General features: G+C 37.6%; 16 protein-coding genes. 9 read left to right on the top strand and 7 right to left on the bottom strand.

Going from position 1 to position 18,854, the window contains the following annotated elements:
- Positions 1–1,845 (top strand): DUF1561 domain-containing protein (locus tag BW942_RS15665; protein WP_244552891.1); only part of this gene is annotated, 1,845 nt, incomplete at its 5' end.
- A 1,206-nt stretch (positions 1,846–3,051) separates the two neighbouring features.
- On the opposite strand, the gene BW942_RS15660 is transcribed toward BW942_RS15665, so the two are convergent.
- From BW942_RS15660 to BW942_RS15630, 7 genes are all read right to left on the bottom strand, one after another.
- On the bottom strand, positions 3,052–4,158 hold the full coding sequence (locus BW942_RS15660; protein WP_000635426.1) for a hypothetical protein: 1,107 nt from the start codon (positions 4,156–4,158) through the stop codon (positions 3,052–3,054).
- 115 nt (positions 4,159–4,273) lie between these two features.
- Entirely contained in the window at positions 4,274–4,672 is a 399-nt protein-coding gene (locus BW942_RS15655; protein ID WP_000876259.1) for a type II toxin-antitoxin system VapC family toxin, read from the bottom strand.
- A gap of 1 nt (position 4,673) precedes the next feature.
- Positions 4,674–4,907 (bottom strand): type II toxin-antitoxin system Phd/YefM family antitoxin, encoded by a 234-nt coding sequence (locus BW942_RS21090; protein WP_000844489.1) that lies wholly within the window; start codon positions 4,905–4,907, stop codon positions 4,674–4,676.
- A gap of 207 nt (positions 4,908–5,114) precedes the next feature.
- Positions 5,115–5,438 carry a GNAT family N-acetyltransferase gene (locus tag BW942_RS15645; protein ID WP_002971339.1) on the bottom strand — a complete coding sequence of 108 codons (324 nt, stop codon included), beginning with the start codon at positions 5,436–5,438 and terminating at the stop codon, positions 5,115–5,117.
- Positions 5,439–5,545: 107 nt separating this feature from the next.
- Positions 5,546–6,157: a hypothetical protein gene (locus tag BW942_RS15640; protein WP_000508748.1), complete on the bottom strand. Its 612-nt coding sequence runs from the start codon at positions 6,155–6,157 to the stop codon at positions 5,546–5,548.
- Between the two features lies 1 nt (position 6,158).
- On the bottom strand, positions 6,159–7,913 hold the full coding sequence (locus BW942_RS15635) for a bifunctional ADP-dependent NAD(P)H-hydrate dehydratase/NAD(P)H-hydrate epimerase (protein WP_000403128.1): 1,755 nt from the start codon (positions 7,911–7,913) through the stop codon (positions 6,159–6,161).
- Entirely contained in the window at positions 7,904–9,082 is a 1,179-nt protein-coding gene (locus tag BW942_RS15630) for an LIC_12708 family protein (protein ID WP_001243475.1), read from the bottom strand. The genes BW942_RS15635 and BW942_RS15630 overlap by 10 nt, the downstream gene beginning before the upstream one ends.
- A gap of 176 nt (positions 9,083–9,258) precedes the next feature.
- On the opposite strand from BW942_RS15630, the gene rimP reads away from it, so the two are divergent.
- The 8 genes from rimP to BW942_RS15590 all read left to right on the top strand — a co-directional run bounded on the left by rimP (position 9,259) and on the right by BW942_RS15590 (position 18,800).
- The gene (gene rimP / locus BW942_RS15625) at positions 9,259–9,747 is read left to right on the top strand and encodes a ribosome maturation factor RimP (protein WP_011172333.1); all 489 of its coding nucleotides are present in this window, start codon (positions 9,259–9,261) and stop codon (positions 9,745–9,747) included.
- Position 9,748: 1 nt separating this feature from the next.
- Positions 9,749–11,131: a transcription termination factor NusA gene (gene nusA / locus BW942_RS15620; RefSeq protein WP_000279228.1), complete on the top strand. Its 1,383-nt coding sequence runs from the start codon at positions 9,749–9,751 to the stop codon at positions 11,129–11,131.
- Positions 11,132–11,195: 64 nt separating this feature from the next.
- Positions 11,196–13,820 carry a translation initiation factor IF-2 gene (gene infB / locus BW942_RS15615; RefSeq protein ID WP_000389641.1) on the top strand — a complete coding sequence of 875 codons (2,625 nt, stop codon included), beginning with the start codon at positions 11,196–11,198 and terminating at the stop codon, positions 13,818–13,820.
- Between the two features lie 9 nt (positions 13,821–13,829).
- The gene (gene rbfA / locus BW942_RS15610) at positions 13,830–14,183 is read left to right on the top strand and encodes a 30S ribosome-binding factor RbfA (RefSeq protein WP_001068306.1); all 354 of its coding nucleotides are present in this window, start codon (positions 13,830–13,832) and stop codon (positions 14,181–14,183) included.
- Complete coding sequence (gene truB, locus BW942_RS15605) at positions 14,140–15,069, top strand: tRNA pseudouridine(55) synthase TruB (RefSeq protein WP_001082027.1); 930 nt, start codon at positions 14,140–14,142, stop codon at positions 15,067–15,069. Before rbfA ends, truB begins: the two co-directional genes overlap by 44 nt.
- 51 nt (positions 15,070–15,120) lie before the next feature.
- Positions 15,121–15,387, top strand: coding sequence for a 30S ribosomal protein S15 (gene rpsO / locus BW942_RS15600; protein WP_000562102.1), 267 nt, complete (start codon positions 15,121–15,123; stop codon positions 15,385–15,387).
- A gap of 11 nt (positions 15,388–15,398) precedes the next feature.
- Positions 15,399–17,495 (top strand): polyribonucleotide nucleotidyltransferase, encoded by a 2,097-nt coding sequence (gene pnp / locus BW942_RS15595; protein WP_000149893.1) that lies wholly within the window; start codon positions 15,399–15,401, stop codon positions 17,493–17,495.
- A gap of 21 nt (positions 17,496–17,516) precedes the next feature.
- Positions 17,517–18,800 (top strand): M16 family metallopeptidase, encoded by a 1,284-nt coding sequence (locus BW942_RS15590; protein ID WP_017855483.1) that lies wholly within the window; start codon positions 17,517–17,519, stop codon positions 18,798–18,800.
- Positions 18,801–18,854 lie beyond the last annotated feature (54 nt).

Genomic DNA, 18,854 nt, shown 5'->3' with positions numbered 1-18,854 from the left:
AATCCTACTCCAGTAGATGCTTCATCAAAAATTGAATACTTGGTTATTCAAAAACCTACCGATCCACCAAAAGACCAACCAATCAAAGTAATTGTAAGCGGTGAAGGAAAGTTTTGTTACGGTCCTGATTTTAGCGGAGGTGAAAGTTACATTATAATTGAACAGTGTTGGCAAATGCACGTTATGAATGCAAGATACGACGTGTTTCAAAGAATTTCGTATAACATCAATAATACGTGGTTATGTATTACTGCTCCAGAGAAAGTAATTAAGGCAGAGAAAAACTGGGACTATGTTCACCTCAGACCTTGTACGATCAACGATCCTCTGCAGAGATGGACCATAAAGGACAATTCTTTTTGGACTGCGGATGGGGTTTATCGATTGAAGAATTATAATTGGTACGGCTATATCTCTAGAAATTCTGGTGATAGATACAATCATACTTTAGATCCTTCCATGAATGATTGGATTAAAACAGTAGCCACTCCCGGAAATATTAGCATTCAAACTTCTATAGCCTGGAATTTGCAAACTACTGAGGGACAGGAACGTTATTTTATTCGCTGGGGTGGTTCAGATAAAAATACAACTCCTCTCTACTACAATCCTGAAAGTGGGCATCTTGCTCAGTATGATCCAATCAGTGGTTCTCTCTACTGTATGTATTCTCAAGTAGGTGGTAATCAATGGAATTGGGTGACATGGGCACTATGTAGTGACGCAGCGATCAGTAAAGATAATCCTGCTTTTTGGAATGTCTTTTTTGAAACGGATGAAGGAGGAATCATCACAGATTATAAAGGCAACCTACTCAGAGTAACCAGATATGGAAGCAATTGGGGAGTTGCTTATGCAGCTAAGCCTGATTTTGTCAAAAAGGATACTAAGAATAGTCCCACTTCTTTGTTTGTAGTTGATAAAAGTTTACTGGATTGGACACGTTATACGTATTCTAATCTTGGAAAGACAGATCAGTATTGCCCAGCTGGTAATAAAGAAAATATTCTACATAGAAGAGTCAAAAGAACCTTACCACCTGACTTTCAATTAACTGAGGAATGGATTCAAAGACTTTATGCAATAGCTACTTCAGCTTCGCCTACAGCTCAGAGAAGTGGGGTATGTGGCGTTTGTTTACTTCAGACTTTTCAAATGTTAGCGGAGCTACAAGAGTATCATTCTCAAGGACCTCTTTCGGCAGGAGGTTATTTCTTCGATACGGCTCCTAATACGGATCCTTTTATTTCGTTTAGACAACGTTATCCGGATTTAAATCTAATAATCGAAAATTTGCCTATCATGTTTAATGTCGACTTAATCGGACTCAGGTTGTTGGTATTGGCAACTGCTGCGTATATGTTGCCTCAGTATGAATGGATTGTCTCTCCTGAGATTGAGACTCGACCTGAGATGATAACTCACATAAACTCACTCATCAATTCTCCCCCCGGAAGTTTTTGGTTGGCTATGATGGATCGACAACGTCCTGATGGAACTATAGTGGGACATGCAGTTCCAATTCTTAGGACCTCTCAGGGATTGGTGGTAATGTCAACAAACTGGCGTTCGGTGTCACTGGATCAATATAGACAAACTTTGACACCTACAATGGATCCAAATCAGGTAATTGCAAACCTGGAAAGACCGGATCGAACTTTGCTTCTACTTATAACTATGCAGTTAGGACAGGTCTACCACAATCCTTTGGATGCCATGATCTCTAACAGAAATTGCACTGGAGAAGGAGAAGATAGAAGAGGTACAGGAGAATATCCTAGTAGCGCATCCGTAAATCAGTGTTTAGGAGGAGATGGTAGATGTGTGTTATCTCCGATCCACTAAAGTATCAAAGTTGAACAACCCATTGACGTGAAAGTCATTGTGACTATACAAGATTACTACTCGTAACTATATAATAAAATACCTAATATTTTGTATGGAATCAGTGTTTTGTGATAAAATCAACGGTACTCAATTTTATAGAGATCAATAATCAGTTTAGAATCTACTATCAGAGTTTAGAAAAAGATCCGCACAAAAAAACTAATCCAGGGCGTTGCCGCTAACGCGGCCCGGGCTCTCTGCTTTGGTCAAGTTATTTCAAATACACTTAAGTATATTATTTTATTATAAAATAAAAATAACTTGACCTCGCGTCGATCCCTAACGCGAAAGAACTCTGTTGTAAAATCAGAGAAACCAAACGAATTGTTCGAATCAATTTTTCTAAATCAAAAATCAATTTATCTAAAAACTTAAAAAAATGTGAGCAGAAACGTAAGAAAAAATTTTCTAAACGTATAAATTCTTACAATTTAAGAATTTGTTCGTAAAATTTTGATTTGCAGTAGTTCCTACATCATTTTACAGACAAATCTAAGTTTTGTAGTAGTTCCTCACACTTGAATACTGCAAATTCAATTATTATAAACTTCTATTTTATAAATTAGAGTTGTTGAAAAATTCCCTAGTTCCGATTCACAAAACTGCTTCAATTGCCCGTTTCCATAAAATAGAAACAGATGGAGAATTAATTTTTCAACAATTCTATTGTGGTAATTCACACATTTAAAGAATTGAATTGTAAAGTTCAGATTTCAACTTTTTTCAGAATCATGAGTCTGCTCATGTTAAAATTCATTTTATAGAAATTCCTACAATTACTATTCGGGCACATGAAAATAGTACCAAAAATTAAGGGTAATTTTTTAAAGATATAAAGCCTTCTCGAAATTGTATCAAACCTAGAATTGTTGGTTTTTTTGAAAGAATCTCATATTCTAAGTTTTGAAACAAGTGCAGCATAGTATTCTTTTCATACATCCGAGTAATAATTTCCAAACTTTTATAAAAGTATTATTCAAATTTAAGCTTATGAATAATACTTTTAGAAGACAAAAAATAGTATCGCGGTTCTAACTTAGAAAATCATACATTTCTTAAGTTAAGTATGGAGCTTACAATACAAGCTATCTCAAAAATATCTTAGAAGAATCAGAGTCTACATTTTAAGTAAAGATAAATTATTTTTGAGATAAATCTAATTCTTCAACCTCTGTTATCACAACTGATTGTGATTTTGCTGTAGGGAAGTTTTAGAAAGTCTATATCTTCACATTTGTATGATTCATACAAAAACCCAAAAATAACCGAAGGTCTATCCTTAAACATTCTTCCGGTCCATTGCCTCCGCCATCCTATAGAGTCAAGATCGATAAGAAAAGATCCTTCACCTATGGAATAAAAAGTCTCAAAAACCAAATCTTTTGTTTTGGATTTTATGACTAATAACCGCCTGAAATGAGGTTTTAGGGTAAACTGAAATGGTTGATTGTCACTGGAATGAGGTTTTGGGGTAAACTCAAACGGTTGATTCTCATTTTTAAAAATATCTTGAAGGTAATACTTTAAACCTTCCGACTCAAATTGATAGGTTTGTCCAAATGTATATCCTTTAAACATTGAAACATATTCTGGTTTCATCTTTATATTAGGAAATTCTTTAAGGTCCATTTTTTTCCAACGAATCGGTTTAACCTTACCTTTGTTAAATGGATTCTTTTTACCTATAAAAACTAGGGTCCCAGAGAAGTCTTTACTTCCAAAACCTTTGAGTAGATTTTTATCAATTGCGAATCCAATTTGATAGCTATTCTGATCAATGGGTCCCTTCTTTTTATAATTATTTATATCTATATAATAAGAATCAAGACAGGCAACCGCTTTCAAATTTTTGACCAAAAAAGAAACTAGATGATCCTTGGAATAATCATAGATAAATACCCGATCGGTTTCTGAAATTTTAGTATTGGAAAGAAGTCGATTTCTATATTGCAGTCCTAGGATCAAGTATTCTGCATCTTTCTTTTTTTTGTGTCGAATATTAGGCATTGCGAACCAATCGGGATGATTGTGTAAACGGTAATTATCAGAAAGAGATATGAATCCTACACTTTGTCTTTCACGTAAATGCATCTCATAGATGATTAAATCTTCGGGAGCATCATTCGTTTTGTGGAAGGTTGAACTTTGCCGATCCGATGTCTTGGGTACATCGGAGTACGTTGTACGACTTAGGATGAAAATTGAAATGAGTAAATAGAATAGCCGTTTGTGAACTTTATACTTTCGTTCTTTTGGATTTATCACGATCATAGGATCTCTTTGTTTTCAAATTATATATGACATTAAAATATACGATCTTCGCATAACGAAAGAGACTCTCGACGTTGCGTCTCGAAACGCCGCGAGAAGCCGAAGTGTGCAAGCATCACCAAAGTGTTTTTAATCCATGTGATCTATATTTTTTCATTTTTGAATCTTTACTTATCAATGTAAACTTTCTTAAAATACATTGCCAAATTAGCATCCTATCGAATGGATCTCTATGATGTATAACCTTTAATTGATCGTATGTGCTTGCATCGGCTGATTCAAGATTTATAGTCTCAATATTGGATTTAGAGAGAATTTCTGGGATTTGCGATGGTTTCATTCCGGAAAGACTAAGTTTTCCTAATCTAAATTTCAGTGAAATCTCCCAAAGAGAAACTGAGCTAACGTAGATTTTATTTTCCGAATTTTCGATAGTTGCTTTAGCTTTTTTACTTAATAAGTTAGATGAACCGATTATCCAAAGAATTACATGAGTATCAAGCAAATACTTCATGTTAACTTAAAAACTCTTCTTCGGAAATTTTAAAACCTTTAGAGAAAGAAATTTTTACCTTTCCATCCAATAATCCTATTTTTCTTTTCCCTTCCTTTTTACTTTTCATAGGAATAATCATGGCAATCGGCTTCTTGCCCTTTCCATATAGTATTCCTACACTTTCACCGTTTTTAACCGATTCTAAGACTTCAGAGAAATGCGATTTAAGCTCGCCAACCGGATACGATTTCATATTTGAAATTATATTTATTCTTGTCTACTTGTCAAATATTAATGAATTGCCATAACTCAAACTAAAACATCAAAATCGTTATTTTAGCAGGGAGCATTAAGCTACGGTTAGGCGTAGTCGCCATCTATATAGTTTTTGATTATTCTACCTAAGAATTTTTATATAATAAAAATAGAATATATCAAATAACGTTTTTTAAAACTATTTTTATACAAACTGCGGAGCTTGGGCAAAGTCAGAAGACATTCTTATTGCCTCTGGAACAATTGATCGGTCTACAATTTCAAAACCAAGGTGACTAAAAAAACTTTCTGCAGTTGTAGTTAGCAAATATAATTCTTTAATTCCCTTAGATTGAGCATAAGTTAATATATTTTCATATAGTGAAATACCTATACCTTCCTTGCGATACGCTTCCTCGACGCATAATGAACGTATCAAAGCAAATTCATCAAAAATTTCGAGACCAATATTTCCTATAATATTATTTTGATATTTTGCTATAATAAAATTTTTTAAACTTCTCGGCATTATATCTTTATATGGAAGGTTACACCTTATAAGTAAAGATTTAATGAATAGCTCGTCAATTTCTGAAGCGGGAGTATAGTTTATGTTATTCAATTTAATTCTCACAATTAAAGATTCTCAATCGTCAAAACTTCGCGTTCTTCCTCGTGAGAAATCGTCACTTCCAATTTTAACCCGCTCTTACCACTCGTCCTTCTGAAAATTCTTTCGATAAAGCCTTCGGAGGTTTTAACTTTACAATCGGGAGGAAGGGAATCGATCGCATCGTCATTCAAACGAAATCTTTCAAATTCAATTTTACCCGGCAAAATAGATCTTTCCGAAACTTTCCAAGAAGTATCTAGACAATTCAATCCTTCTTTATTACTTAATAGAATTCTAAACTTCCAAGTAGGATCTGGAAAACGAATTTCGCCAGAATTATATTCATTTTTTATAAAAAGGAAAAAGGTAGGAAAACCATCTTTACCTTCTCGACTGGATTTGACGTAGAAAGTGATCGACCCAAAATTTACTTTAGAAGAAGAGGATTGAACCGTAAACGCACCTGGCAAGGTAGTTCTTGCAACCATACCGATCACTAAAACGACTAAAACCAAATTTAAAATAAAGATCAAACGAATCCTTGAAAATTTACCGCTGTTACTGGATCGTTTTCTATTTTCTTCCAAAAATTTTTTAAATTCTTCCGGAGAACGAGAATGATAACCACCGCCCATATTAGCTTCCTCCTTGAATTAATAGTTTACGAATTTCAGAAGCGGTAGGAAACCCCTTAGATTTTTGAGCGGCTCTCGTAAGTAAGGAAAAAGCAAGGTGTACAGAATTACACACTTCAAACCCTCTTGAAAAATAAAACGCAAGAATCCCAGCGAGAAGATCCCCCGTTCCCATTACCGCGAGTTTAGGTTCTGGTTTTTCCCAAAGATAAACAATACCTTTAACGTCTATTAGAAAAGAAGAATGTCTTTTCCATAGAATATTTACATTATAATTTTGTGTGTATTCTTTTGCAAGAGAGATGCCTTGGTCGATCGATTTGATTTTAGAATTGAGAAGGATTTCCAATTCACCCGTATGAGGAGTCATCAGGGCCTTATCGTGTAACACAACATTTGCGAACGCCTGGATCGCGCCAGCGTCTAACACACAAAATTTTTCTTCGGGTAAAACGAACTTGGGACATTCGTCCGATTTTAAACCGGGACCTAAAAGAAAAACGGAGGTTTTATGAACAAAAGAATGAGAAAGAATTTTGTCGTTATCAGGAATCGAATCCACCATCAAAGAGGGATCTTTTTTTAAAATTTCCTTTATCGTTTTAACGGAAGGAGTTAAAAGAAGAGAAATTCCACCACCTAACTCGTGAAAGGCGAGTAAAGAGGAAAGCGCCGCTCCAGACATACCTTTAGAACCGCCGACCACAACTAAGGAGCCGTTTTTATACTTATGGGAATCTTCGTTTCTTTTGAGAGATTTTTTAAGAATTTTAAACGGAATCGGATTCCAAAGGATTTTACCGGTTTGAATTGAGTTAAAAGTTTTATTTGAAATCGGATCGAATGATGAAGTTTGGGGCTCGGTCTTTTGAATTTCTGATTCTAAATTATGAACGGGAGTTCCGACTTTTAGTTTTTCGTACTGCGAGGGTTTAAAACTAATTTCAGGAGGACTTAAAATGTACTTTTGGTTTTCGGAGATGGTTTTGTTTTTAGGAACCTGTAAATTCGGCGTTTCAATTTGTGTAGATTGGAAATTAGGATTGACAGGATCTAAAATCGTAGATTGAAAAGAACCGTCTTTGTGTTGAAGGTAAAAATTTTTACCGATCGGAAAACCAATTCTATGAAACGTTTTGCGAACCTTTTTGGGTAAAAAACGATTTTTCCATTTTTTAATACCAATTTCGGCTAACGCGTCTACTTCAAAAGGAAGAGGAAAGTCAACTTGAAAACCGGAAATGGAATCGATACTGAGGATAAAAACATTCTTAGAATTGTTTTGTTTGCTTTTTTGAATTTTAGAAATCACTAAATCAAAAGGACTTTTTAGAGGAAAACGAAAACCGGTACCTAAAAGAGCGTCTATTAAAAATAGACTTTCATTTCCGGAAAAAAACTGAAAATCTTCTAAAGGAAGGATGATACCTCCGGAATTCAAAAACGCATCTTTATAAAATTTAGATTCTTCCGACAAAGAACCATCTTTTAGATAAACCGTAGGTTTTATACCTTCTTGAATTAAAAAGAAGGAAAGTGCAAGGCCGTCTCCACCGTTGTTTCCATTTCCGCATAAAATTTCAATACGATCAAAAGAAAGAATTTGTTTTCTAAATTTTTGATAAACGGAAAGGGCTGCAAAACCCATAAAATGGGAGCCAGAGATACCAGAAGAAGAAATAGTATTTCGATCCAGATCTCTGCTTTCTTGATCATTAAACAGAGAATCTGAATATTCGAAAAACTTTATTTCCATTTATGAATTTCCAGGTAACCTGACTTGATTCTAGCGGAATAGATTTCGTCGTTTAAGTCCATCCAGGTCTCTCTCCAAAGACCTCTGGGAGGAAGGTAGTTGAGTCGAATATTGTTGACGTGTGTGCCATCGTCGCTATGGACTTGAAGACGAATAGAACTTTCTTCTTCTGTTTCAGTTTCCCATATAAAAAAATCATTATCTTTTAATATCCAGTATAAAGACTCAGAAGGATCTTGGATCTCTTTTAGAAGTGTGGCTGTTTTTGTTTCGAAATCGTATTTAAAAATTCTACGAGATTTAAATCTGGAATTTTTCTTATCAAAAATGCTAAAAGAGGAGACTACGTATTTCCCTTCAAAATGAGGAAGAATGGTTTCTAATCTAGCTTGAGTGGTTTCCGTATCCGAAATCGTTTCTGCAAAGTTAGACGCGTTTACGGATCTAAGTAAAACGCCGTTGTCATATACGGAAAGTTTCATATCCCCGTTTGATTTATGAAATACAAAAAGAAGATCGTCTTTACCCGCTTCCATTCTTTCTATATAACCAAAAGGAGTGTTTCCGGAAATCCCTTCTACATAGATTGTATTTAAAAGTTTTCCGGAATCCGAAAAATGAAGAATAGTAGATGGAATCGTTTCCTTAGATTCTGTATCAAAAGAACCGCTTTTTTTTAAAAAAATATCTTCCGACATAGGATCTACTTTCGGCTGTTCTTCTTTTCCGATTCTAGACTGAATAAAAATTTCTTCGTCACCGTTGACGCTAACAAGTCCAATCTTTCCGATCTTTGCAGTAATTAATTTGTATTTATCTCCTACTTTTTCTTTGAGAGTTCCTAAGATAAATTTTAATTCTCCGTCTGTGGAAAACACTTTTAAAATAGATTGTTCAAAGTCTGGAATGTAAAGTTTACTGGAAACGACAGGGATTGTCTGTGGAAGATTGGTTGGAACACCGTTTAAAACTTTAGCCTGAACATCCGAAAGAGTGTTTCCGAGTTTGATTCTACCATAAAGATAAGAATTGTAATTATCCACTTTGAAACGAGTGCAACTAAGAGCCGTTAGAGTTATAATGCAGAATAAAACAAATCTAAAATAAAAGATTAGAGTCTGCTTTTTCATGTCGGAATGATTGCTAAGATTAGAATGGAAATTTCTCATGAGTTTGATTCAGTCTAACGATACCATTCTCACAGATGGATTGGAAAACAAGCAATAATCCTACCGAATCGTTTGTGCGGGTTTTTTTACTTTACACTATAGCTAAATCTGAATAGTTTGATTAGGTTATCAGGAAAAATTCATTCATTTTTGAGTTTTCTCTCTAAGGCCGGGGTTTGACAGTAAGCAGTGAAGAAATCAGTGGTATTCTAGATGGCGTTCTGTCTTTGCCTGTCAAACTGTACTCATTAAAGGTCAACCAAAGGCCTAACCATTCGTTGATCGAAGTAGTCTTGGACAATCTCGAACATCCGTATGGTTCAGTCAGCCTTCTGGAATGTGAGCAAGTTTCCAGAAAACTGAAAGAAGAGTTAGAACGGATCTCACCGGATCTGGATTATACTCTGAAAGTTTCTTCTGCAGGAGCAGAAAGGAAACTGAATCTTCCGGGGGACCTGGATCGTTTCCGGGGGATACCGATTCGTTTGGTCTTTCGATCGGAAGAATCGGAAAAAGAACAGGAAGGAATTTTTCGAGTCGTGAATCGTGACGGGGATCAGATAGTTTTGGAAAAATTCCAAAAGGGAAAAAAATCTGTCGTAAAAAAGCAGACGACACTGAACCTCAAGGATATACTGAAAGGGAATCTTTACGTAAATATTTGATATGGCAGTTAAGAAGATACAATCGGAAGGAAATCTGTTGGAAGCGATCCAACAATTTTGTGCGGATAAATCCCTGGATAGGGAAGCAGTTATGGGAGTCATTCGAGATTCTTTGATAACCGCATATAAAAAAAAATCCGGACTGGAGGAATCTTCAGAATTGGAAAAACCTTCTCCAGTTACCGTAGAGTTTGCTTCTGGAAAAGATAGCGTAGTCATCGCAATTGCAAAAAAGGTAGTTTCTGGAAATCCTTCTTCCGCATTGGAAATCAGTTTAGAGGATGCTAAAGCAATTGATGCATCAGCGGAAATTGGATCCGTAATTTCTTTTCGAGAAAAACCAGTAGAACTTTCCAGAATCATTTCTAGCCAAGCGAAACAAATGGTGTTTCAAAGACTCAAAGATATGGAGAAAGAACTTCTCTTTAACGAGTATAAGGCGAAGGAAGGAGAGCTGACTCACGGATATTTTCAGAGATGGAAAAAAGATGCCATGAGCATCGATCTCGGAAAGGTGGAAGGGATTATGCCCCGCCGAGAACAAAATCCGGGTGAAAAGTATCATAGCGGAGATAGACTCAAAGCAATTATTCAAAGGGTAGAATTACGTCCTAGAGAACCAATTCCGGTCATTACACTTTCTAGGGCATCTGCGGATTTTGTTCGCAAATTGTTCGAAATGGAAATTCCAGAAATCTACGATGGTTTAGTCGAAATTATCAATGTAGCTAGACAACCTTCTATTCGTACAAAAGTTGTAGTACGCGCTACCCGCGGAGACATAGACCCAGTAGGGGCTTGTGTAGGTATGAAAGGGGTTCGGATTCAATCAATCGTAAGAGAACTTGGAAACGAAAGGATTGATATTGTAGAATCCTCCGATGACGCTTCCGAATTTATAGCAAATGCAATTTCTCCTGCAAAACCGGTGGAAGTAAAAGTGGACGGTTCTGGTAGAGAAGCAATGGTAGTCGTGCCTGATGATCAACTTTCTCTTGCGATCGGAATCAATGGATCTAATGTAAAACTCGCTTCTCAGTTGGCTGGTTACAAAATTGATATTAAAACCGTGACACAATATAACGCCGAACTTGCTTCACCAGAAGCAAGAGAAAGGCTGGAAAGACTTTTTTACTCTCCTGTGGAAGAAACCAAAGTTTCGATGGAACAAGAAGAGGAGGAAGAACTTACGCCTTTGGAAGATCTTCCTGGTCTCTCTGCTCGTATCGTAGGAATTTTGAAGAGCGAGGGAATTAAAGATTTGGAAACTCTAATTGAGTATAGCCAAGACGATCTGGCAAAATTACAAGGAATCGGACATACTACAGCCGGACAGATTCTCAAATTGCTCCGAGAGTCCGTAGAATGGGTGGAGGATAACTGAAAAAGCCGGAACGGTGGATTCAGATCTGGGGTTTTTAGGACTTCGGAAAGCCAGGGAATCATTTATGGAAGATAAAAATAAGACGATCAAGGAAACGCTTCAGGGTTCGGCGGACGCGGGAAAGCGCAAAAAGCTGATTATAAAAAAGAAAGGAGACGACCCATCTACTCCTTCTCCGGCTGCGTCTCCAAAGAAGGAAACGGTTGCAGAATCTGCTCCTTCCTCAAAGCCGCCTGTAATGCCATTGCCATTGCCGGGTGATTCCGGTCAATCGCCAATCGTTCGTCCGGCTCCTTCTTCTCATTCTCCTGCAAAACGCGAGGAATCTCCGGGCAAACAAGATGCTGGCCGACCTCCTAGAGATAAAGACACCCGACAAGGTGGAGGTTCTTCTTATCCTCCTTCTCGTTCTCCTTTTCAAAAAGAAGATTCTAATATTATCGTCTCTAGACCGATCCAAAGAACTGGACCCTCTAGACCTAATTCAGGCGGTGGTTATCAGGGAAATCGCGGTCCTGGACAGGGCGGCGGCGGTTATCAGGGAAATCGTGGACCTGGACAAGGCGGTGGTGGTTATCAGGGAAATCGTGGACCTGGACAAGGCGGCGGTGGTTATCAGGGAAATCGTGGACCTGGACAAGGTGGAGGCGGTTATCAGGGAAATCGTGGACCTGGACAAGGTGGAGGCGGTTATCAAGGCAATCGAGGTCCTCGTTCTGGCGGAACTGGAACTCGCCCGATGCCTATTACTTCTGCGGAAGTGGAACTTTCTCAGTCGAGAGGTTCCTCCGTTACCAGTAAGAAAAAGGGACACGATAAAGAAAAATCTACTTCCGATAGGGATTTTTCTGGCGCGGAAAACACAAAATTTTTTAAACAAAAATTCAAAAAGACTAAAGTAGTTGGTGTATCTGGAGTTTCTGTTCCGAAAGAAATTACACTATTAGAAAATGTGCAAGTAGGCGAACTCGCCAAAAAAATGAACTTAAAGCCTGGAGACGTCATCGGTAAACTCATGAAAATGGGAATGATGGTGACGATCAACAATATCATAGACGCGGAAACCGCGGCTCTTCTTGCAGATGAATATGGTTGTAAGGTAAAAGTAGTTTCTTTGTATGAAGAAACTATCATAGAAGAAGAAAAAGATAACCAAGAAGATTATATCAATCGTCCTCCTGTAGTTACTATCATGGGTCACGTAGACCATGGTAAAACGAAATTGTTAGATACGATTCGTAGAAGTTCCGTGATTGATACTGAGTCTGGAGGGATTACCCAACATATCGGAGCGTATCAAGTTAGAACAGCGCGTGGTCTCATTACATTTTTAGATACCCCGGGTCACGAAGCATTTACTTCGATGAGAGCGAGAGGGGCCAAAGTAACGGATATTGTAGTTCTTGTAGTTGCGGCGGATGATGGAGTCATGCCCCAAACCTTAGAGGCGATCAGTCACGCAAAAGCTGCTGAAGTTCCGATTCTTGTAGCCATCAACAAAATCGATCTTCCTGCTGCAAATCCGGAAAAAATTATGCAGGAACTTGCCAATCACGGTCTTCAATCCGAAGAGTGGGGTGGCGAGACTATGTATGCCAAAATCTCTGCTCGGGAAAATATAGGAATCGATAAACTTTTAGAAATGATTCTGCTTCAGGCTGAAGTAATGGATCTCAAAGCCAATCCGAAACGAAGAGCGAAAGGGACCATCATAGAAGCAAAACTAGATCCGGGTCGTGGGTCAGTTGCTACAGTGCTCATCCAAAATGGAACTCTCCGAGTAGGGGATCCATTTGTCGCAGGAGTTTTTTCTGGTCGTGTAAGAGCAATGTATAATGATTTAGGTCAACTGATTCAGGAAGCTGGTCCAGCCTTCCCGGCACAGGTGACAGGTATCGATGGGGTTCCAGACGCAGGCGCTCCGTTTGATGCGATGGCGGATGAAAAAGAAGCTCGAAATATTTCTCAACATAGAATTGAGTTTGAAAGAATCGGAAACGCAGGTGCGGCAACTGGAACTTCTTCTAAAGTAACTCTTGAAAACATGAACGAGTTCATTAAACAAGGAGCTTTAAAAGAACTCAAGGTGATCATCAAAGCTGACGTAAGAGGTTCTGCAGAAGCGATCAAAGAATCTTTGGAAAAACTTTCTACCCCCGAAGTGAAGTTGAACGTAATTCAGTCTGGCGCGGGTGCAATTGTGGATATGGACGTTATGCTCGCATCTGCATCGAATGCTCTGATTATCGGTTTTCATGTGCGTGCAAATCCTAAGACCATTGCGCTTGCAGAAAAAGAAGGAGTTCAGATCAAGTATTACAATATCATCTATCAAGTAGTAGATGAAATTAAACTTGCAATGGAAGGACTTCTTGAGCCTGAAAAGATTGAAGAAGTGATCGGAACTGCAGAAATCCGAGAAATTTTTAAAGTATCTAAGATAGGAAACATTGCAGGTTGTATGGTTCTCTCCGGCAAAATTCAAAAGTCTGCAAACATACGCGTTATTGGTGATGGAGTGACTAAGTTTGAAGGGAAACTTAAATCTCTCAAGCGGGTCAAAGACGACGTAAATGATGTGGTTGCAGGTTTCGAGTGTGGAATTCAAGTAGATGGATACAATGACTTTAAAGTCGGAGATACGATCGAGGCTTATAACGTAACTGTAATTAAGCGGAAACTCGAATAGGAAAATCGGATGAATCCGATCCGAAGAAGAAAAATTGAAGCGGAAGCGGTTCGAACCGTTGCAATGATGATTCTATCGGGTAAGGTAAAAGACCCGAGGGTGCATATGGTTTCCGTACATCGTGCGGAAATATCCGAAGACGGAAAGAATATGAAAGTGTTCGTGACTGCAATTTGCACTGACAAAAAAAAAATAAAAGTATTATCCGGACTCAATAGCGCCTCAGGTTTATTCCAGGCGACGTTGTCCGGAAAGTTAGGACTTAGAATTACACCTAAAATGCATTTTCTCTGGGATGAGGAATATATTCAGAGTTTGGATGAATCGCTCAGACTTACTAGAAAACCCACGAACACAGACTGAATCTGGATTTTTACTGATCCATAAACCGGTAGGTATGACTTCTTCGGATTTAGTGGTTACCGTTCGTAAAAAACTAGGATTTAAGAAAGTAGGTCATACTGGAACCTTGGACCGAGCCGCAAGTGGCTTAATGATTCTTCCTATTGGAAGTTGTACTAGTTTTTCCAGCGTATTTTTAGAAAAAGAAAAATCCTATGAAGCATGGGTAAGGCCAGGAGAATCTACTGATTCCGGAGATAAAGAAGGTGAGATTTTAGAATCTCTTTCCAAAGAACAAACTGAAACTTGGTTCCAAGAGCACCAAGAAAAATTAAGGGATTTATTTGAACAAGTGCCTACTTGGGAAACCCAAGAAGCTCCTGAAGTTTCTGCTCTCAAGGTAAACGGTAGGCGAAGATCGGATCTATTTCGAGAAGGTGTAGCTCTTGTTCCAGCGGTTCGAAAGATCAAAATATATCGGTATGAACTTGGAGAATTTTCTCCCGAATCTATTTCTTTTCAAATTCGAGTTTCTGCAGGAACTTATATTCGTAAAATTGTAATGGATATTTCCGATCGAATCGGTTTTCCACTTCGTTTGGAGAAATTGGTTCGTACAAGTATTGGTAAGTTAAACTTAAATCAGGCCGATTCATACGAAAGTCTATTAGATGGAAAGATTAAAATTCATCCTCCAGAAACGATTTTGGATTTTCCGACGGTAGAAGTTCCAGACACGGAAGTTAGGAATGTACTGAATGGTAGAAAAATTAAGTTGGAATGGATTCCAGTGAATGAGTTTCTTTTGGTTTCTCCCGAAGAGGAGATTCTTGCTTGGTGTAAAAAAGAAGAACATGGAATCCATGAATTAGATTATAAATATTTAAGGGTCTTTCCTAAAAATTAGCTTTAAAGTGACGCTATTGCCTGGAAAATGGTAAAAAGGTATATTCACTCTATGATAGCTACTGAACAGAAAAAACAAATTATCAGTAATTTTGCCCGCAAGGCGGGAGATACGGGTTCCACTGAAGTACAAATCGCTTTGATCGATGCTAGAATCAAAGAATTGAACGAACATTTTAAGACTCATAAAAAAGATTTTCATTCTAAAACTGGTCTTTTAAGGCTTGTAGGCAAAAGAAAAAAACTTTTAGATTATCTTAAAAGAACTGAATTAGAACGTTATAAAAAACTAATCGAAACTCTCGGACTTCGTAAGTAAGAGAGTCGTTCATGACACACACAATTTCCGGCCAGTATGGCCGAGATACGATCGTTTTAGAAACCGGAAGCTGGGCAAAACAAGCACACGGAGCCGTTGTTTATAAATCTGGAAATTTAGTTTTACTTGCTACCGTATGCGCTGCTGATGAAGCAAAAGAAGGGCAGGACTTTTTTCCACTTACTTGTGAATATACCGAAAAACTTTATTCAGTTGGTCGTTTTCCTGGTGGTTATTTTAAAAGAGAAGCCAAACCCCCGGAACATGAAATTTTAATTTCTAGAATTATAGACAGGCCAATTCGTCCCTTATTTCCAGAAGGTTATTTCTGCGAAGTGCAACTTCAAGTTCAAGTACTTTCTGCAGATGGGGACGTTTCTGTTGCAGGACATGCTTTAAATGCTGCAAGCGCTGCATTAGCAGTTTCTGATATTCCCTTTAATGGCCCAATTGCAGGCGCAAGAATTGGTAGAGTCAACGGAGAATTGATTCTAAATCCTACTACTAAAGAAATCTTAAATTCCGATTTAGATTTGGTCGTTGCCGGAACTAAAACTCACATTGTAATGATTGAGGGAGAAGCAAAAGAACTTAGTAATGAAGAAATGATTGCTGCTCTTCGTTTTGCTCAAAAACATATTGCAGAATTTGTAACTCTTCAAGAAGAATATGCGAAAAAAATCGGAGTCGTCAAACGCGAAGTTAAATTGAAAGTTCGGGATGAAGAACTTCTTTCTAAGGTAAAAGAATATGCGTTTGCAAAACTAACTACGGCTAATCAAACTCCAGATAAAACTGCACGTAATAAAGAAATTTCTAATGTAAATAAGGAAGTAGTAGAATTTTTCAAAGATACGATTGAAGACTCTGACAAGATTAAGGATATAAAAGCATATCTTCACGAATTGGAATATGAAATTGTAAGAGAACAAGTTCTTACAAAAGGAACTCGTTTTGATGGTAGAAAGTTAGACGAAATCCGTTCTATTTCCGTGGAAATCAATCCTCTTCCCGGTCCTCATGGTTCTGCAGTTTTTACGAGAGGGCAGACTCAGTCTTTGGGAGTTGTGACTTTAGGGACCGGTTCTGATAATCAAAGATACGAAACTTTAGAAGGTCAGAAAGAAAAATCTTTCATGCTACATTATAATTTTCCCGCGTTTTCTGTGGGGGAAGTTCGTAGATCTTCCGGTCCAGGTAGAAGGGAAATCGGTCATGGAAATCTCGCAGAACGTGCGTTAAAACTTGTTCTTCCTAAACCGGATGAGTTTCCTTATGTAATCCGGGTTGTATCTGAAATTTTAGAATCCAACGGCTCCAGTTCTATGGCTTCTGTTTGTTCCGGTTCTTTGGCGCTTATGGCTGCGGGTGTTCCGATTCAGGGAAGTGTTTCTGGAATTGCAATGGGGCTTTTTTCTGATTCTTCCGGTAAGTATGCAGTTTTATCCGATATTGCGGGTCTGGAAGACCATTTTGGTGATATGGATTGTAAAATCGCCGGAACCAGAAAAGGAATTACCGCGTTTCAAATGGATTTGAAAGTGACTGGTGTCAGCTTCGATGTTTTGGAAAGCGTTTTCGAACAAGCACAGAGAGGTAGATTTCATATTTTGGATATTATGGAGAAACATATATCCAAGGCTTCCTCGACGTTAGCCGGAACTGCGCCTCGTATCATCGTTAGAAATATTCCTAAAGATAGAATCGGGGAATTGATCGGGCCTGGTGGCAAAAACGTTAGAGGGATTAGCGAACTTACCGGAGCTGAACTTTATATAGAAGACGATGGAAAAGTGACTATCTCTGGTTCCAACCAAGAGTCCGCAGAAAAAGCGGCCAAAATGGTAGATGGGTTTTTTGCAGAGGTAGAAGTAGGAAAAATTTACGAAGGAAAAGTAAAACGAATCGCCGATTTCGGTGCATTTGTGGAAATTCTTCCAGGTAAAGAAGGCCTTTGCCATATTTCCAAGATCGATTTTAAAAGAGTAAATTCGGTCAAAGATATAGTTAAAGAAGGCGATATTATTCGAGTGAAAGTTTTAAACGTAGATAAAACCGGAAAAATTGATCTTTCCAGAAAAGACGCTCTCGAAGAAGAACAAGTATAAGATTTTTTTAATATTCCATTGATGCAGGAACCTTCACAGATAGTTCATAGAAAAGTTCTACCTGGCGGAATAACGGTTCTTTTTCAAAAAGCTCCTCATACAGTCAGCGCGTCTGCCGGAGTTTTTGTTCGAGTTGGTTCCAGGCATGAATCTTCTAAAAATGCAGGTTACTGTCATTTTTTAGAGCATATGCTCTTTAAGGATACCGCTAAACGTTCCGCAAAACAACAAGCAGAAGATATAGAAAGAGTAGGTGGTTTTACAAATGCAGCCACTTCGAGAGAATATACTTACTTTCACGTTACCGTCGCAGGAAAACATATTGGCATAGGCTTAGAATTGTTAGCCGAAATGATTTATGAACCTTTGCTTAAGCAGTCTGATATAGACAATGAAGCAGGAGTTATTTTGGAGGAACTTCAAGGTTATGAGGATTCTCCTGAAGATTATATTCACGATTTTTACTATCAGAATTTTTTTCCTAAAAATTCTTTAGGACGCGATATTATAGGTACGAGAGAATCCGTTTCCGGTGTTACTCATAAAAGTATATTAGATTTTTATGATACGTATTATCATACGGAAAATATGTTTCTTTCTATTTCTGGCAACTTTGAACCAGATGAAATTTTTACGATTGCCGCCAAATATTTCAACCGAACCAGAGTTAAGAAAAGGGAAGGGAATTCACTTTCCTTACCTAAGAAAAAATGGGGTTATTTCCCGAAAAAGAAAAAATTGGAACAGGTTTATTTTATTTTAGGTGGAGAAGGATTTGCCAGAGAATTTCATAACGCTTCCTCTGCGAGTTTATTTACTCATATCTTGGGCGGAGGAACCTCTTCTATGCTCTTTCAAAAGGTGAGAGAAGAGAAAGGACTTTGTTATCATATCACTGCTTATCCTTCTTCTTATGCTGATGTTGGCATCAATAGTATTGTTTGTTCTACTTCTAAAGAAAAGTTTATTACTTGTTTGGAGATTATTTCGGACGAAATTAAATCGGTTTTAGATCACGGTATTTCGGAGAAAGAACTTTTAGACGCTCAGACTAATCACGAAGGCACTCTTTCGATTAGTTATGAACAAACCGAATCTCGTATGAATACAATTGCCCTAATGGAGTTATACTACGGCCGTAATTTTTCTTATGAAGAAAGAGTGAAGGAAATTTATTCTATTACTTTAGAGGATTTGAATATGTTTGCCAAGTCCGTTTTTGGAATTCCTAAATTACACCTTTCTGCGCTTGGAAATTTGAGTCTGAAAGAAGAAAAAGCAGTTCAAAGAATTTTTTCCATTTAATTATTCTATATAGATACCAAACTACTATTGGCGCCTAATGAGAGTAAGCTGATT

The sequence above is a fragment of the Leptospira interrogans genome, assembly GCF_900156205.1.
In the GTDB taxonomy this organism is placed as follows: domain Bacteria; phylum Spirochaetota; class Leptospiria; order Leptospirales; family Leptospiraceae; genus Leptospira; species Leptospira interrogans.
Note: the sequence above shows the minus strand (reverse complement) of the source record. Positions and strands in the feature narration are given on the sequence as shown.

Bases quoted from the DNA above. Each gene is read 5' to 3' on its own strand.
- BW942_RS15660 (WP_000635426.1), bottom strand. From the start codon at position 4,158: ATGATCGTGATAAATCCAAAAGAACGAAAGTATAAAGTTCACAAACGG.
- BW942_RS15655 (WP_000876259.1), bottom strand. From the start codon at position 4,672: ATGAAGTATTTGCTTGATACTCATGTAATTCTTTGGATAATCGGTTCA.
- BW942_RS21090 (WP_000844489.1), bottom strand. From the start codon at position 4,907: ATGAAATCGTATCCGGTTGGCGAGCTTAAATCGCATTTCTCTGAAGTC.
- BW942_RS15645 (WP_002971339.1), bottom strand. From the start codon at position 5,438: ATGCCGAGAAGTTTAAAAAATTTTATTATAGCAAAATATCAAAATAAT.
- BW942_RS15640 (WP_000508748.1), bottom strand. From the start codon at position 6,157: ATGGGCGGTGGTTATCATTCTCGTTCTCCGGAAGAATTTAAAAAATTT.
- BW942_RS15635 (WP_000403128.1), bottom strand. From the start codon at position 7,913: ATGGAAATAAAGTTTTTCGAATATTCAGATTCTCTGTTTAATGATCAA.
- BW942_RS15630 (WP_001243475.1), bottom strand. From the start codon at position 9,082: ATGAGAAATTTCCATTCTAATCTTAGCAATCATTCCGACATGAAAAAG.
- nusA (WP_000279228.1), top strand. From the start codon at position 9,749: ATGGCAGTTAAGAAGATACAATCGGAAGGAAATCTGTTGGAAGCGATC.
- infB (WP_000389641.1), top strand. From the start codon at position 11,196: ATGGAAGATAAAAATAAGACGATCAAGGAAACGCTTCAGGGTTCGGCG.
- rbfA (WP_001068306.1), top strand. From the start codon at position 13,830: ATGAATCCGATCCGAAGAAGAAAAATTGAAGCGGAAGCGGTTCGAACC.
- truB (WP_001082027.1), top strand. From the start codon at position 14,140: ATGAATCGCTCAGACTTACTAGAAAACCCACGAACACAGACTGAATCT.
- rpsO (WP_000562102.1), top strand. From the start codon at position 15,121: ATGATAGCTACTGAACAGAAAAAACAAATTATCAGTAATTTTGCCCGC.
- pnp (WP_000149893.1), top strand. From the start codon at position 15,399: ATGACACACACAATTTCCGGCCAGTATGGCCGAGATACGATCGTTTTA.
- BW942_RS15590 (WP_017855483.1), top strand. From the start codon at position 17,517: ATGCAGGAACCTTCACAGATAGTTCATAGAAAAGTTCTACCTGGCGGA.